The sequence below is a fragment of the Pseudomonas sp. FR229a genome (genome assembly GCF_030209115.1).
Lineage (GTDB): Bacteria > Pseudomonadota > Gammaproteobacteria > Pseudomonadales > Pseudomonadaceae > Aquipseudomonas > Aquipseudomonas moraviensis_A.
Genome location: NZ_JARVSP010000006.1, coordinates 55,261 through 69,846 on the forward strand (window position 1 = coordinate 55,261; position 14,586 = coordinate 69,846).

A 14,586-nucleotide genomic window follows, 5' to 3' on the forward strand; every position below is an offset into this window, starting at 1 on the left:
CTCTCCCAGAGGGAGAGGGGACTGACCGCGGTGGCTGGGCGGGCTACGCCACCTTGCGATACCGAGTCGAATGGAAATATGCAGAAGATCAAAAGCCCCTCACCCTAGCCCTCTCCCGGAGGGAGAGGGGACTGACCGCGGTGTTTAGGCGAGGTACGCCGACGTGAGATACCGAGTTGAATGCAGGTTTTGAACACCACACAAATCGGCCCCCTCTCCCTCGGGAGAGGGCTGGGGTGAGGGGCGAATCCAACGCAGATCCAAAGCAGACCACACGCTTTTCACCACTCAACAATGAGCGTTAGCTCGAGTGCTTTTGATCTTGATCCACGGGCGACGTCGGAAGGCTGAGTGGAGGGATTGATCCGGGAGTGGGAGCGCAGCGACCGTTTGGCGCAGCCAAACACAGCGAGAGGAGGTGCAGCGAAGCAAACCGTAGGCGCTGCGCCCGGATCGATCCCGCAGCGAAGGAACCCCGAGCCCCAGCGAGCGGGCCGCACGTAGGAGCAAGCCTTTTTGGTTACTTTTTCGGCGCCTGGAAAAAGTGACCCGCCGTAAGGGCGGAACCGTAATCAGCAACACCCGCAGCAACGGATATACACCCAAACCTCAAAAACACCAGACAACAAAAAGGCGCCCGAAGGCGCCTTTCAATTTACATCAAGCCGTCAGGCCATCTCAGCCGTGGTCTCGAAGTCAAACGTCAACTCCCCGTCCTTGATGTCGATGTGCACCACACCGCCATGCTCGGCCAGTTCGCCAAACAGAATCTCCTCCGCCAACGGACGCTTGATCTTGTCCTGAATCAGACGCGCCATCGGACGTGCGCCCATTGCCGAATCGTAACCACCGGCCGCCAGCCAGCTGCGCGCCGCATCGGTAACCTCGAGCAACACGCGCTTGTCTTCCAGCTGCGCCTGCAGTTCGGTGAGGAACTTGTCCACCACGCTTTTGATGACCTCATGGCTGAGGCGACCAAACTGGATAATGGTGTCCAGACGGTTACGGAATTCCGGTGTAAAGCTCTTCTTGATCACTTCCATCGCATCGGACGAGTGATCCTGATGGGTGAAACCGATCGAAGCCCGCGCGGCCGTTTCGGCACCGGCGTTGGTGGTCATGATCACGATCACGTTGCGGAAGTCCGCCTTGCGCCCGTTGTTATCGGTCAGCGTGCCGTGGTCCATGACCTGCAACAGCAGGTTGAAGACTTCCGGATGCGCCTTCTCGATTTCATCGAGCAGCAATACGCAGTGCGGCTGCTTGGTAATCGCCTCGGTCAACAGACCGCCCTGATCGAATCCGACATAGCCTGGAGGTGCACCGATCAGACGCGATACGGTGTGACGCTCCATGTACTCGGACATGTCGAAGCGAACCAGTTCGATCCCCAACGCCTTGGCCAGTTGCCGCGCAGCCTCGGTTTTACCGACACCGGTAGGTCCTGCGAACAGGAACGAACCGACTGGCTTGTCAGGCGACTTGAGCCCGGCGCGGGACAGCTTGATCGCGGTCGACAGCGAGTCGATCGCCGCGTCCTGGCCAAACACGGTCAGCTTCAGGTCACGCTCCAGATTACGCAGCAGCTCCTTGTCGGAACTGGTGACGTGCTTAGGCGGAATCCGCGCGATCTTCGCAACGATGTCTTCGACCTGCGGCACTTCGATTCGCTTGACGCGCATCTCCACCGGTTGCAGACGCTGATAGGCGCCCGCCTCGTCGATCACGTCGATGGCCTTGTCCGGCATGTGCCGGTCATTGATGTAGCGCGACGCCAGTTCGGCAGCGGCACGCAACGACTCGTCGCTGTACTCGATGTTGTGATGCTGCTCGAAACGCCCTTTCAGGCCACGCAGGATACCGATGGTGTCTTCCACCGACGGCTCGACGACATCGACCTTCTGGAAACGACGCGCCAAGGCACGGTCCTTCTCGAAGATGCCGCGAAATTCCTGAAACGTAGTCGAACCGATGCAGCGAATGTCGCCAGACGACAGCAGCGGCTTGAGCAGGTTGGACGCATCCATCACGCCACCGGAGGCAGCACCCGCACCAATGATGGTGTGGATCTCGTCGATGAACAGGATCGCCTGCGGACGTTTCTTCAGCTCATTGAGCAACGCCTTGAAGCGCTTCTCGAAATCACCGCGATACTTGGTGCCCGCGAGCAGAGCGCCAAGATCGAGGGAATAAACAACCGCATTGGCCAGCAAATCCGGCACCTGGTTGTCGACGATGCGCTTGGCCAGACCTTCGGCAATCGCGGTTTTACCCACGCCTGCTTCGCCGACCAGCAGCGGGTTGTTCTTGCGCCGGCGCGCGAGAATCTGCGCGACACGCTCGACTTCCGATTCGCGGCCGACCAACGGATCGATGCGACCCTGGCGCGCGAGTTCGTTGAGGTTGCTGGCATAAGCATCCAGAGGATTGCCTGAAGAAGAAGACTCACCGCCCTCGTCGTCCTGCATATCTTGTTCACCTTCAGAGTGATCGCCGTGCCCCGGTACTTTGGAAATGCCGTGGGCGATGTAGTTGACGACATCGATGCGCGCAACGCTCTGCTGTTTCAGCAGGAACACTGCCTGACTCTCTTGCTCACTGAAGATGGCGACCAGCACGTTGGCGCCGGTCACTTCGCGTTTGCCCGAGCTCTGTACGTGAAAAACAGCACGCTGCAGGACACGCTGGAAGCCCAGGGTTGGCTGGGTCTCACGATCCTCGTCATGCACGGGGATCAATGGCGTGGTGGAGTCGATGAACTCCTGCAGATCATGCTTGAGTTTGTCGAGGTTTGCGCCGCAGGCACGCAAAACGGTGGCGGCAGCCTCATTATCCAATAGGGCCAGCAGGAGATGTTCGACGGTCATGAACTCATGACGCTTCGAACGAGCCTCCTTGAAGGCTAGATTGAGGGTGACTTCGAGCTCGCGGTTTAACATAGCTTCACCTCATACCCAAGTGGTCGGCGATTAACCGTCCTTCTCGATTTCACAGAGTAGCGGATGCTGGCTTTCCCTGGCGTACTGGTTGACCTGCATGGCCTTTGTCTCGGCGATGTCGCGGGTAAACACTCCACATACTGCCCGGCCTTCTGTATGGACGGCCAGCATGACCTTGGTCGCCAGCTCGCGATTCAGGTTAAAAAACACCTCGAGCACTTCGACGACGAAATCCATCGGTGTGTAGTCATCGTTGAACAAAACCACCTTGTACATCGGCGGCGCCTGTAACGCGGGCTTTGCTTCCTGAACAGCAACGCCTGCCGAATCGTCGTCGTGCTCCTGTGGAAGATCCTTTTGGAGAAGCGGGCGATCCTGATTGAATGTTAGTCGAATCTGGCTGATTGCATGCATGGAAAAAAAGGTTCGTCAGTTGTGCGAATACAGTGGTGGGGGCGGTTGCACACGTTTTCAACTACGACTGCCCGGTCACCTTGACTATCGGGAAAACGGTGTTACAACCAATAGAGCCCACAGTGGGTAAAAAAGATCCGCGGAGTCAATTCTTTTATCGAATTCGATTGCGGATGTCGTGGATGATACTCCAGCGATGGAGTCTGTTGCAGAGGGATTTGAGCATGGCTGTCGGCAAGGTGAAATGGTTCAACAATGCCAAGGGATTCGGCTTTATCAATACCGACTCCCGGGAAGGCCGCGATGAGGATGGCAAGGACATTGATTTCTTCGCCCACTACTCGGCCATCCTGATGGACGGGTACAAGACGCTGAAAGCGGGCCAGACGGTGAAATTCGAGATCGTGCAAGGTCCGAAGGGACTGCATGCGGTAGCCATTGAGTCCGTAATCACCGAACCATCCACCGCTTCTGAAAGTGCCGCTGTCGGCGCAGCTGCCGCTGCCGCTGCCGCAACTGCCAAAGCGATGAGCTGACTGATTCCTGCCTGAATACGCTGAGAAAAAAACCGCCTGACTCAACCCATCGAGTCAGGCGGTTTTCATGTGCCTGTAACTTTTACATATGCGAAATCAACGCATCCCCGAACCCCGAAGACGAAACCAGCTTGGCGCCATCCATCAAACGCTCGAAATCATAAGTAACAGTCTTCGCGCCGATCGCACCGTTGGTGCCCTTGATGATCAGGTCCGCCGCTTCAGTCCAGCCCATGTGACGCAACATCATCTCGGCCGAGAGAATCAGCGAGCCCGGGTTGACCTGGTCCTTGCCGGCATATTTCGGCGCGGTACCGTGGGTCGCTTCGAACATCGCCACGGTGTCGGACAGGTTGGCGCCCGGCGCGATGCCGATACCGCCCACTTCCGCCGCCAGGGCATCTGACAGGTAATCACCGTTGAGGTTGAGAGTGGCGATCACATCGTACTCGGCCGGGCGCAGCAGGATCTGCTGGAGCATGGCGTCGGCGATGGCGTCCTTGACCAAAACGTTCTTGCCGGTTTTCGGGTTCTTGAACTGCATCCACGGGCCGCCATCGAGCAGGGTCGCGCCGAACTCTTCGGCCGCCACCTCGTAGGCCCATTCCTTGAAGGCACCTTCGGTGAACTTCATGATGTTGCCTTTGTGCACGATGGTCAGCGAGTCGCGGTCATTGTCGACCACGTATTGCAGGGCCTTGCGCGCCAGGCGCCTGGTGCCTTCGCGGGATACAGGCTTGACGCCGATGCCGCAGTTTTCGTCGAAACGGATCTTGGTAACGCCCATTTCTTCTTTAAGGAATTTGATTACCTTGGTGGCTTCCGGCGAACCGGCCTTCCACTCGATGCCGGCATAAATGTCTTCGGAGTTCTCGCGGAAGATGGTCATGTCGACATCGCCGGGCTTTTTCACCGGGCTTGGCACGCCTTCGAACCAGCGCACCGGGCGCAGGCAGACGTACAGGTCGAGTTGCTGACGCAGGGCCACGTTCAGTGAGCGGATGCCGCCACCGACCGGGGTGGTCAGCGGGCCTTTGATGGAGACTACGTAGTCCTTGACGGCGTCGAGGGTTTCCTGCGGCAGCCAGGTGTCCTGATCGTAAACCTGGGTGGCTTTTTCGCCAGCGTAGACTTCCATCCAGGAAATCTTGCGCTTGCCGCCATAGGCCTTTTCAACAGCAGCATCGACAACCTTGATCATCACCGGACTGATGTCGACACCAATACCGTCACCTTCGATGAAGGGGATGATCGGGTTATCAGGAACATTGAGAGAATGGTCTGCATTGACGGTGATTTTGTCGCCGACGGCTGGAACCTGAATCTTCTTGTAACCCATGCTGAACTCCATTGTTTGGATTGAACATCTGGCTTGCTTCGAGCGTAACCCAGTTGAATCAACACGCAAACCCTATGTTCCGCCACCCCGCACATCTCGTTTCGTACAAGCCTGAAAGCAAAGGGAAAAGCGCCAAACTCCAGCATTCGTAACGAGTCTTTGCCCGGTGCCGCCCTGCGACCTTTAGACCAATGGACGAGAATCGTTGCATATGAACCATCGGCAGATTGCCAGCTACCTATGTATAATGCCGCCCGCTGACCACAGGGTCACGACGGCTGGCCTCTCTAGCACGAGACTTTCCGCCTGATTGGTCGGGTTGTTACCGCAGCCTGACTGCTTGACGCTCTACTGATGCACCCAACATCACCGCGAAGAATCTCGACATTCGGTTCATGGATGACTTTGAACGAACGCGCTTACCCGGCGCCCCTCGAGTTTCTGCGCACGCTTTAGCAAAGAAGAGAGAGTTAATCCGAATATGCCCACCCGCTCGAAGATCATCTATACCTTCACCGACGAAGCTCCTGCCCTCGCCACCTATTCCCTGCTGCCGATCATCGAGGCTTACACCGCCTCGGCCGATATCGCCGTGGAAACCCGCGATATCTCTCTTGCAGCGCGCATCCTGGCAAGCTTCCCCGAGCAACTGGGCGACAAAGCCGTAGCCGACCACCTCGCCGAACTGGGCGACCTGGCCGTTACGCCTGAAGCCAACATCATCAAGCTGCCGAACATCAGTGCATCGGTGCCACAGCTGCAAGCCGCGATCAAAGAATTGCAGGCACAGGGCTACAACCTGCCGGATTACCCGGAAACCGTGATCAGCGACGCCGACAAAGACGCCAAGGCGCGCTACGACAAGGTCAAGGGCAGCGCCGTGAACCCGGTTCTGCGTGAAGGCAACTCCGACCGCCGCGCTCCGCTGTCGGTGAAGAACTACGCGCGCAAGCACCCGCACAAAATGGGCGCCTGGGCCAAGGACTCCAAGTCTCACGTCGCTCACATGAGCACCGGCGATTTCTACGGCAGCGAAAAAGCTGTCCTGATCGACGCCGCTGACGCAGTGAAGATCGAGCTGGTCGCCAAGGACGGTAGCGCTACCGTTCTGAAAGAAAAAACCACCGTTCAGGCTGGCGAGATCCTCGATTGCGCCGTGATGAGCAAAAGCGCTCTGCGCGCGTTCATCGCTGCCGAGATCGAAAGCGCCAAGGCTCAGGGCGTACTGCTCTCGGTGCACTTGAAAGCAACCATGATGAAGGTTTCCGACCCGATCATGTTCGGCCAGATCGTTGCCGAGTTCTATAAAGACGCACTGACCAAGCACGCTGACGTGCTGAACCAGATCGGCTTCAACCTGAACAACGGCATCGGCGATCTGTACGCGCGCATCAAGGCCCTGCCGGCCGAGCAGCAAGCGCAGATCGAAGCGGATATCGCCGCGGTCTACGCCGTTCGTCCATCGCTGGCGATGGTCAACTCCGACAAAGGCATCACCAACCTGCACGTGCCGAGCGACGTCATCGTCGACGCCTCGATGCCGGCGATGATCCGTGACTCCGGCAAGATGTGGGGCACCGACGGTCAGCTGCACGACACCAAGGCTGTGATCCCGGATCGTTGCTACGCGACCATCTACCAGGCCGTGATCGAAGACTGCAAAGCCAATGGCGCTTTCGATCCGACCACTATGGGCAGCGTGCCAAACGTTGGCCTGATGGCGAAGAAAGCCGAAGAGTACGGCTCCCACGACAAGACCTTCCAGATCAAGGCTGACGGCGTCGTTCGCGTCACCGACAGCAAAGGCAAGCTGCTGATGGAGCAGGCTGTCGAAGCCGGCGACATCTTCCGCATGTGCCAGACCAAGGACGCGCCGATCCAGGACTGGGTCAAACTGGCCGTCAACCGTGCTCGCGCGAGCAGCACGCCGGCGATCTTCTGGCTCGACCCAATGCGCGCTCACGACGGCGTAGTGATCGAGAAAGTTCAGGCTTACCTGAAGGATCACGACACCACTGGTCTGGACATCCAGATCATGGCGCCGGTCGACGCAATGAAGTACACCCTGCAGCGCACCCGCGAAGGCAAGGACACCATTTCGGTGACCGGCAACGTACTGCGCGACTACCTGACCGACCTGTTCCCGATCATGGAACTGGGCACCAGCGCCAAGATGCTGTCGATCGTGCCGCTGATGAACGGCGGTGGTCTGTTCGAAACCGGCGCTGGCGGCTCGGCTCCGAAGCACGTGCAGCAACTGGTTGAAGAAAACTTCCTGCGCTGGGATTCGCTGGGTGAGTTCCTCGCCCTCGCCGCTTCCCTTGAGCACTTGGGCGTGAACTACAACAACCCGAAAGCGCTGGTGCTGTCGAAAACCCTCGACCAGGCCACTGGCCAGTTCCTCGACAACAACAAGTCGCCATCGCGCAAAGTCGGCAACATCGACAACCGCGGCAGCCACTTCTACCTGGCGATGTACTGGGCTCAGGCCCTGGCCGCCCAGACTGAAGACGCTGCACTGCAAGCGCAGTTCGCGACTCTGGCCAAAACCCTGACCGAGAACGAAGCGACCATCGTTGCCGAGCTCAACGCCGTTCAGGGCAAGCCAGTCGACATCGGCGGTTACTACCACGCCGACGCAGAGCTGATCAGCAAGGCCATGCGCCCAAGCGAAACCTTCAACAAAGCGATCGCTGCGCTGGTTTAAGGTTGTAATGCGGTAAACAGACCCCGGCCTTGTGCCGGGGTTTGTGTTTCCGAACACAACACAAATCCCCTGTAGGAGTGAGCCTGCTCGCGATAGCGGTATACCATTCAACATTGATGGTGACTGACCCGACGCTATCGCGAGCAGGCTCACTCCTACAGGTGATTGGGTTTCAACCAATAGATTGAGGATGACTTATGGAATGGCTCCCCCACATCACCGTCGCCACCATCGTCGAGGACAATGGCCGCTTTCTGATGGTCGAAGAACACAAAGGCGGCCGTAACGTGCTCAACCAGCCCGCCGGCCATCTCGATCCGGATGAAACCCTGATCGACGCGGCCATTCGCGAAACCCTCGAAGAAACCGGCTGGGACGTCGAACCCACTGGGGTGATCGGCATTTATCTGTACACCGCACCGAGCAACGGCGTGACTTACCAGCGCGTGTGCTTCAGCGCCAAAGCCGTGCAGCACCACCCGGATTACCAGCTTGACGACGGGATCATCGGCGCCAAGTGGCTGACCCGCGACGAATTAATCGCCCAGCGCGACAACTGGCGCAGCGAGCTGATCATCCGTTGCATCGACGATTATCTGGCCGGCCATCACTTCAGCCTCGAGCTGATCCGCCCTTCTCTTTAGCCTTGCGGCCGCGAGCCTGATAGAATCGCGCCCTTTTCCAAGACACTCATTGAATCCCTATGCGTGATCCAGCCCCTTCTGACACATCCAAGAAGCGCGTCATTGTCGGCATGTCCGGCGGCGTGGACTCTTCCGTTTCCGCCCTTCTGCTGATCGAGCAGGGTTATGAAGTGGAAGGCCTGTTCATGAAGAACTGGGAAGAAGACGACGGAACGGAATACTGCACCGCCATGGACGACCTGGCGGATGCGCAGGCTGTCTGCGACAGGATCGGCATCAAGTTGCACACCGCCAACTTCGCTGCCGAGTACTGGGACAACGTGTTCGAGCACTTCCTCGCCGAATACAAGGCCGGGCGCACGCCGAACCCGGACATCCTGTGTAACCGCGAGATCAAGTTCAAAGCGTTCCTCGACTACGCAATGATGCTCGGCGCCGACCTGATCGCCACCGGCCACTACGTGCGCCGCCGCGACATCGACGGTCGCACCGAGCTGCTCAAGGGGCTCGATCCGAACAAGGATCAGAGCTACTTCCTGCACGCCGTCGGCGGCGAACAGATTGCCAAGACCCTGTTCCCGGTCGGCGAACTGGAAAAGCCTGAAGTCCGCGCGATTGCCGAGAAATACGAACTGGCCACCGCCAAGAAGAAGGATTCCACCGGGATCTGCTTCATCGGCGAGCGGCGCTTCAGCGATTTCCTCAAGCAATACCTGCCGGCGCAACCGGGCGAGATCAAAACCACCGAAGGCGATGTCATCGGCCGTCATCACGGCTTGATGTACCACACCATCGGCCAGCGTCAGGGTCTGGGCATCGGCGGCTTGAAAGATGCCGGCGACGAGCCGTGGTACGTGCTGCGCAAGGACCTGGAGACCAATGAGCTGATCGTCGGTCAGGGCAACAACCATCCGTGGCTGTTCTCCAGCGCCCTGCTCGCTTCGGAAATCTATTGGGTCAACCCGATCGACCTGAGCCAGCCGCTGCGCCTGACGGCGAAAGTGCGTTATCGCCAGAGCGATCAGGCCTGCACCCTGGAAAAAACCGCCAGCGGCTACCGCGCCGTGTTCGACGAGCCGCAGCGCGCGGTGACGCCGGGCCAATCGGTGGTGTTCTATGACGGTGAGATCTGCCTCGGCGGCGGCGTGATCGAAGTGGCCGAGCCGTGGAGCGGCCAGGCATGAACCCGACTCAGGAGCAACTGACGGCGCTGGGCGGCGTGTTTCTCGCCGCCGTGCTGGTGGACCGTATCGCCAAGACCGGCCAGACCAACGAGGCCGGCCTGAGCTGTATGCTCGGCAGCCTGTTGGTGCGGGATCCGAAAGATACGCTGGACGTGTACGGTGGCGATGACATCAATCTGCGCGAGGGTTACCGCGCGCTGATCGGCGCTTTGGAGCGCGATCCGAGCACCTTGCAGCGCGAGCCGCTGCGCTACGCCCTGTCGATGCTCGGTCTGGAGCGACAACTGGCCAAGCGTGACGACATGCTCGAGACGATCGCCAAGCGCCTGCCGCAGATTCAGTCGCAGGTCGAGCATTTTGGCCCGGCTCATGAAAACGTCGTCGCCGCTTGCGGTGCGTTGTATCAGGACACGTTGAGCACCCTGCGTCAGCGCATTCAGGTGCACGGCGACATGCGCAACCTGCAGCAGCCGAGCAACGCCTCGAAGATCCGCGCCCTGCTCCTCGCCGGTATCCGCTCGGCGCGCCTGTGGCGACAGCTCGGCGGTCATCGCTGGCAGTTGGTGATCAGCCGCCGCAAGTTGCTCAAAGAGCTTTATCCGTTGATGCGCAGCGAATAAACGCCGCGTCATGAAGGCTTTGTAGTCTGTAACGCGTAATACGCCGGTCAGTTGGCGACGGACCGGCGGATTTTTTCATGTATGATACGCGCCCCATTTCGTTGCCCGACTGTCCGAGAACACCCCATGCAGCTCTCTTCGCTCACTGCGGTTTCCCCTGTTGACGGCCGCTACGCCGGCAAAACCCAGGCCCTGCGCCCGATTTTCAGCGAGTACGGCCTGATCCGTGCCCGCGTTCTGGTTGAAGTGCGCTGGCTCCAGCGCCTGGCCGCCCACGCTGGCATCCCTGAAGTGCCGGCCTTCTCCGCCGAGGCCAACGCCGTTCTCAACGAACTGGCGGAAAACTTCTCGCTGGAGCACGCCGAGCGCGTCAAAGAGATCGAGCGCACCACCAACCACGACGTCAAAGCGATCGAATATCTGCTCAAGGAGCAGGCGGCCAAGCTGCCGGAGCTGGCCAAGGTCAGCGAGTTCATCCACTTTGCCTGCACCAGCGAAGACATCAACAACCTGTCCCACGCGCTGATGCTGCGCGAAGGCCGTGACGACGTGATGCTGCCGCTGATGCGCCAGACCGCCAACGCCATCCGCGAACTGGCGATCCGTTTCGCCGACGTGCCGATGCTGTCGCGCACCCACGGCCAGCCCGCTTCGCCGACCACTCTGGGCAAAGAACTGGCCAACGTGGTTTACCGTCTCGAGCGGCAGATCGCGCAGGTCGCTGCCGTGCCGCTGCTGGGCAAGATCAACGGCGCCGTCGGCAACTACAACGCACACCTTTCGGCCTACCCGCAGATCGACTGGGAAGCCAACGCCCGCGCCTTCATCGAAGACGAGCTGGGCCTGGGCTTCAACCCGTACACCACGCAGATCGAACCGCACGACTACATCGCCGAGCTGTTCGACGCGATCGCGCGCTTCAATACCATCCTGATCGACTTCGACCGTGACATCTGGGGCTACATCTCCCTGGGTTATTTCAAGCAGCGCACCATCGCTGGCGAAATCGGTTCGTCGACCATGCCGCACAAGGTCAACCCGATCGACTTCGAAAACTCCGAAGGCAATCTGGGTATCGCCAACGCACTGTTCCAGCATCTGGCGAGCAAACTGCCGATCTCCCGCTGGCAGCGCGACCTGACCGACTCCACCGTCCTGCGCAACCTCGGTGTCGGCTTCGCCCACAGCGTGATCGCTTACGAAGCCAGCCTCAAAGGCATCAGCAAGCTGGAGCTCAACGAGCAGAAGATTGCTGTTGATCTCGACGCTTGCTGGGAAGTATTGGCCGAGCCGATCCAGACCGTGATGCGTCGCTACAACATCGAAAACCCGTACGAAAAGCTGAAAGAACTGACCCGCGGCAAGGGCATCAGCCCTGAAGCGCTGCAGACTTTCATCGATGGCCTGGACATGCCAGCCGAAGCCAAAGCCGAGCTCAAGCAACTGACCCCGGCCAACTACATCGGCAACGCAGTGGCACAAGCCAAACGCATCTGATCGACCGTTTGCCCCGTTTGAGACGCCCGGCCGCGCCGGGCGTTTTTATTCCCGTCTGAAAAGTGCTTTTTTTCAATAGGTTACATATGAATTCCGATATTCCTCTTCAACTTCTGGGCGGCCTCACTGCACGCGAGTTCCTGCGTGACTACTGGCAGAAAAAACCGCTGCTGATCCGTCAGGCGATTCCTGATTTCGAAAGCCCGATCGACGCCGACGAATTGGCCGGTCTGGCCCTGGAAGAAGAAGTCGAATCGCGCCTGGTGATCGAACATGGCGAGCGCCCATGGGAACTGCGCCGCGGCCCGTTCGCTGAAGACGAATTCAGCAAACTGCCGGAAAAAGAGTGGACCCTGCTGGTGCAAGCAGTCGACCAATTCGTGCCGGAAGTCAGCGAGCTGCTCGAGAACTTTCGCTTCCTGCCGAGCTGGCGCGTCGACGATGTGATGATCAGCTTTGCCGCCCCGGGTGGCAGCGTCGGTCCGCACTTCGACAACTACGACGTATTCCTGCTGCAGGGCCACGGCAAGCGCAACTGGAAAATCGGCCAGATGTGCGATTCCGAGAGCCCGCTGCTGCAACACGCCGACCTGCGCATCCTCGCCGAATTCCACGAGACCGAAGAGTGGGTGCTGGAGCCGGGGGACATGCTGTACCTGCCGCCGCGTCTGGCCCATTGCGGTGTCGCAGTCGACAACTGCATGACCTACTCGGTCGGCTTCCGCGCCCCAAGCGCCGCTGAAGTGCTGACCCACTTCACCGACTTCCTCAGCCAGTTCCTGACCGACGAAGAGCGCTACACCGATGCCGACGCCAAGCCGGCGGTCGATCCGCACCAGATTCAACATGATGCGCTGGATCGCCTGAAAAGCCTGCTTGCCGAGCACATGAGCGACGAGCGTCTGCTGCTGACCTGGTTCGGCCAGTACATGACTGAGCCGCGCTACCCGGAGCTGGTTGTTGGCCCGGAGGACGTCGAAGAAGAAGACTTCCTCGCCGCCCTCCAGGACGGCGCCGTGCTGATCCGCAACCCGAGCGCGCGCCTGGCCTGGTCGGAAGTCGACGACGATCTGCTGCTGTTCGCCAGCGGCCAGAGCCGTTATCTGCCGGGCAAGCTGCGCGAGCTGCTGAAGCTGATCTGCGCCGCTGACGCCCTGCACGCCGATAACCTCGGCGAGTGGCTGAGCGATGAAGACGGTCGCAGCCTGCTCTGCGAACTGGTCAAGCAAGGGAGCCTGGGGTTCGCTGATGAATAAAATTCGCGTTCGTGTCGCAGACTGGCAGAAGGATATCGCCGAGATCCGGCGCATTCGTGAAACGGTGTTCATCGCCGAACAATCGGTGCCACCCGAGCTTGAGTGGGACGCGGATGACGCGACCGCTGTGCATTTTCTGGCATTTGAAGGCGACTTCCCCATCGGTACGGCCCGCTTGCTGCCTGACGGGCACATCGGCCGCGTCTCGGTGCTGAAAGACTGGCGCGGGATGAAGGTCGGTGACGCGCTGATGCAGGCGGTCATCGCCGAGGCCGAAGCGCGCGGCTTGAAGCAACAGAAGCTCAGCGCTCAGGTGCAAGCCACGGCGTTCTATGAACGCCTGGGCTTCAGCCTGGTCAGCGAGGAGTTTCTCGAGGCCGGGATACCGCATGTCGACATGGTTCGGCATTCGGCCTGAGCAGCACTGATCAAACCCTGTGGCGAGGGAGCTTGCTCCCGCCGGGCTGCGCAGCAGACCCTGCTTTGGATTTCAACAGCAGGGCCGCTTCGCGCCCCAGCGGGAGCAAGCTCCCTCGCCACAACATCATCTCCTGACGCCCCGCCATTCAACACTGCCGGGGCGTTTTGCTGTCTACGATTCAACTTGCCCCACCCCGGGCCGACAAACTGGCAATATCAAGCCTTTTCGAACGCGGAGATAACGGACATGTCCCTACGCACCCTGCTCACCACCCTGCTGCTCGGCTGCAGTTTTTCGGTGCTGGCAGCCACAGAAATCGTCCCTCTCAAATACCACACCAGCGCCGACATGCTGCCGGTGGCGCAGGACTTCATCGGCCAGGACGGTCAGGTCAGCGCTTACGGCAACCAACTGATCGTCAAGGCCGAGCCGGGCAAGATTCAAGAACTGAAGGATTTGCTCGCACAACTCGACACCGCGCCCAAGCGCTTGCTGATCACCGTCGACACCAACGAAAACAATGGCCGTGGCGACGAAGGTTATTCAGTCAACGGCGCCCAGCCGAACCAGACCCGGATCATCAGTCGCAGCACCACCAGCCGCAACGGCGGCGTCCAGCAAGTGCAGACCAGTGAAGGCACTCCGGCGCTGATCCAGGTCGGCCAGAGTGTGCCGATCACCAACACCCAGAGCGATTCCTACGGCGGTTACAGCAGCGAGACTCAATACCGCAACGTCACCCAGGGTTTCTACGTCACCGCCAGCGTCACCGGCGAGACCGTTCATCTGGCGATCAGTACCAACCGTGACCGCATGAGCCAGGAACGTCCCGATGTAGTGAACGTTCAGAGTACCGACACAACCGTCACCGGACGCCTCGGTGAGTGGATCACCCTCGCCGGCGTCAACAGCCAGACTCAGGCCGACAAACAGGGCCTGACCCGCAGCTACTCGACTCAAGGTCGCGATGACATGACCCTGCGGGTCAAAGTCGACGCACTGGACTAAAGCACCGAAAACTGACTGATT

12 protein-coding genes are annotated in these 14,586 nt (G+C 59.6%); 9 read left to right on the plus strand and 3 right to left on the minus strand.

Features of this window, described 5'->3' with window-relative positions:
- Positions 1 to 668: 668 nt before the first annotated feature.
- Both clpA and clpS read right to left on the minus strand, forming a co-directional pair.
- Complete coding sequence (clpA, locus tag QRN33_RS04755; RefSeq protein ID WP_016775266.1) at positions 669 to 2,939, minus strand: ATP-dependent Clp protease ATP-binding subunit ClpA; 2,271 nt, start codon at positions 2,937 to 2,939, stop codon at positions 669 to 671.
- A gap of 30 nt (positions 2,940 to 2,969) precedes the next feature.
- A complete protein-coding gene (gene clpS, locus QRN33_RS04760; RefSeq protein ID WP_011334948.1) occupies positions 2,970 to 3,353 on the minus strand; it encodes an ATP-dependent Clp protease adapter ClpS in 384 nt (127 codons plus the stop codon).
- Between the two features lie 224 nt (positions 3,354 to 3,577).
- On the opposite strand from clpS, the gene QRN33_RS04765 reads away from it, so the two are divergent.
- Complete coding sequence (locus tag QRN33_RS04765) at positions 3,578 to 3,889, plus strand: cold shock domain-containing protein (protein WP_065616027.1); 312 nt, start codon at positions 3,578 to 3,580, stop codon at positions 3,887 to 3,889.
- An 82-nt stretch (positions 3,890 to 3,971) separates the two neighbouring features.
- On the opposite strand, the gene icd is transcribed toward QRN33_RS04765, so the two are convergent.
- Complete coding sequence (gene icd / locus QRN33_RS04770) at positions 3,972 to 5,228, minus strand: NADP-dependent isocitrate dehydrogenase (protein WP_285407426.1); 1,257 nt, start codon at positions 5,226 to 5,228, stop codon at positions 3,972 to 3,974.
- A 481-nt stretch (positions 5,229 to 5,709) separates the two neighbouring features.
- Between icd and QRN33_RS04775 the strand changes: the two genes are divergently transcribed.
- The 8 genes from QRN33_RS04775 (at position 5,710) to QRN33_RS04810 (ending at position 14,565) form a co-directional block, all read left to right on the plus strand.
- Positions 5,710 to 7,935 (plus strand): NADP-dependent isocitrate dehydrogenase, encoded by a 2,226-nt coding sequence (locus tag QRN33_RS04775; RefSeq protein WP_285407428.1) that lies wholly within the window; start codon positions 5,710 to 5,712, stop codon positions 7,933 to 7,935.
- Between the two features lie 197 nt (positions 7,936 to 8,132).
- A complete protein-coding gene (locus QRN33_RS04780) occupies positions 8,133 to 8,579 on the plus strand; it encodes an NUDIX hydrolase (RefSeq protein WP_064363635.1) in 447 nt (148 codons plus the stop codon).
- A gap of 59 nt (positions 8,580 to 8,638) precedes the next feature.
- On the plus strand, positions 8,639 to 9,763 hold the full coding sequence (gene mnmA, locus QRN33_RS04785; protein ID WP_285407431.1) for a tRNA 2-thiouridine(34) synthase MnmA: 1,125 nt from the start codon (positions 8,639 to 8,641) through the stop codon (positions 9,761 to 9,763).
- Positions 9,760 to 10,383, plus strand: a complete 624-nt coding sequence (gene hflD / locus QRN33_RS04790) for a high frequency lysogenization protein HflD (protein WP_280037299.1) — start codon at positions 9,760 to 9,762, stop codon at positions 10,381 to 10,383. The genes mnmA and hflD overlap by 4 nt, the downstream gene beginning before the upstream one ends.
- 126 nt (positions 10,384 to 10,509) lie before the next feature.
- Positions 10,510 to 11,880, plus strand: a complete 1,371-nt coding sequence (gene purB, locus QRN33_RS04795) for an adenylosuccinate lyase (protein WP_285407432.1) — start codon at positions 10,510 to 10,512, stop codon at positions 11,878 to 11,880.
- 86 nt (positions 11,881 to 11,966) lie between these two features.
- The gene (locus QRN33_RS04800; protein ID WP_016775274.1) at positions 11,967 to 13,136 is read left to right on the plus strand and encodes a ribosomal protein uL16 3-hydroxylase; all 1,170 of its coding nucleotides are present in this window, start codon (positions 11,967 to 11,969) and stop codon (positions 13,134 to 13,136) included.
- Positions 13,129 to 13,554 (plus strand): GNAT family N-acetyltransferase, encoded by a 426-nt coding sequence (locus QRN33_RS04805; protein ID WP_016775275.1) that lies wholly within the window; start codon positions 13,129 to 13,131, stop codon positions 13,552 to 13,554. The genes QRN33_RS04800 and QRN33_RS04805 overlap by 8 nt, the downstream gene beginning before the upstream one ends.
- A 249-nt stretch (positions 13,555 to 13,803) precedes the next feature.
- The gene (locus QRN33_RS04810; protein WP_042609214.1) at positions 13,804 to 14,565 is read left to right on the plus strand and encodes a secretin N-terminal domain-containing protein; all 762 of its coding nucleotides are present in this window, start codon (positions 13,804 to 13,806) and stop codon (positions 14,563 to 14,565) included.
- The last annotated feature ends 21 nt before the right edge of the window (positions 14,566 to 14,586 follow it).

Excerpts from the sequence above, each read along its gene's own strand:
- QRN33_RS04765 (WP_065616027.1), top strand. The coding sequence starts at position 3,578 with ATGGCTGTCGGCAAGGTGAAATGGTTCAACAATGCCAAGGGATTCGGC.
- clpA (WP_016775266.1), bottom strand. The coding sequence starts at position 2,939 with ATGTTAAACCGCGAGCTCGAAGTCACCCTCAATCTAGCCTTCAAGGAG.
- QRN33_RS04780 (WP_064363635.1), top strand. The coding sequence starts at position 8,133 with ATGGAATGGCTCCCCCACATCACCGTCGCCACCATCGTCGAGGACAAT.
- QRN33_RS04810 (WP_042609214.1), top strand. The coding sequence starts at position 13,804 with ATGTCCCTACGCACCCTGCTCACCACCCTGCTGCTCGGCTGCAGTTTT.
- purB (WP_285407432.1), top strand. The coding sequence starts at position 10,510 with ATGCAGCTCTCTTCGCTCACTGCGGTTTCCCCTGTTGACGGCCGCTAC.
- QRN33_RS04800 (WP_016775274.1), top strand. The coding sequence starts at position 11,967 with ATGAATTCCGATATTCCTCTTCAACTTCTGGGCGGCCTCACTGCACGC.
- clpS (WP_011334948.1), bottom strand. The coding sequence starts at position 3,353 with ATGCATGCAATCAGCCAGATTCGACTAACATTCAATCAGGATCGCCCG.
- hflD (WP_280037299.1), top strand. The coding sequence starts at position 9,760 with ATGAACCCGACTCAGGAGCAACTGACGGCGCTGGGCGGCGTGTTTCTC.
- icd (WP_285407426.1), bottom strand. The coding sequence starts at position 5,228 with ATGGGTTACAAGAAGATTCAGGTTCCAGCCGTCGGCGACAAAATCACC.
- QRN33_RS04805 (WP_016775275.1), top strand. The coding sequence starts at position 13,129 with ATGAATAAAATTCGCGTTCGTGTCGCAGACTGGCAGAAGGATATCGCC.
- mnmA (WP_285407431.1), top strand. The coding sequence starts at position 8,639 with ATGCGTGATCCAGCCCCTTCTGACACATCCAAGAAGCGCGTCATTGTC.
- QRN33_RS04775 (WP_285407428.1), top strand. The coding sequence starts at position 5,710 with ATGCCCACCCGCTCGAAGATCATCTATACCTTCACCGACGAAGCTCCT.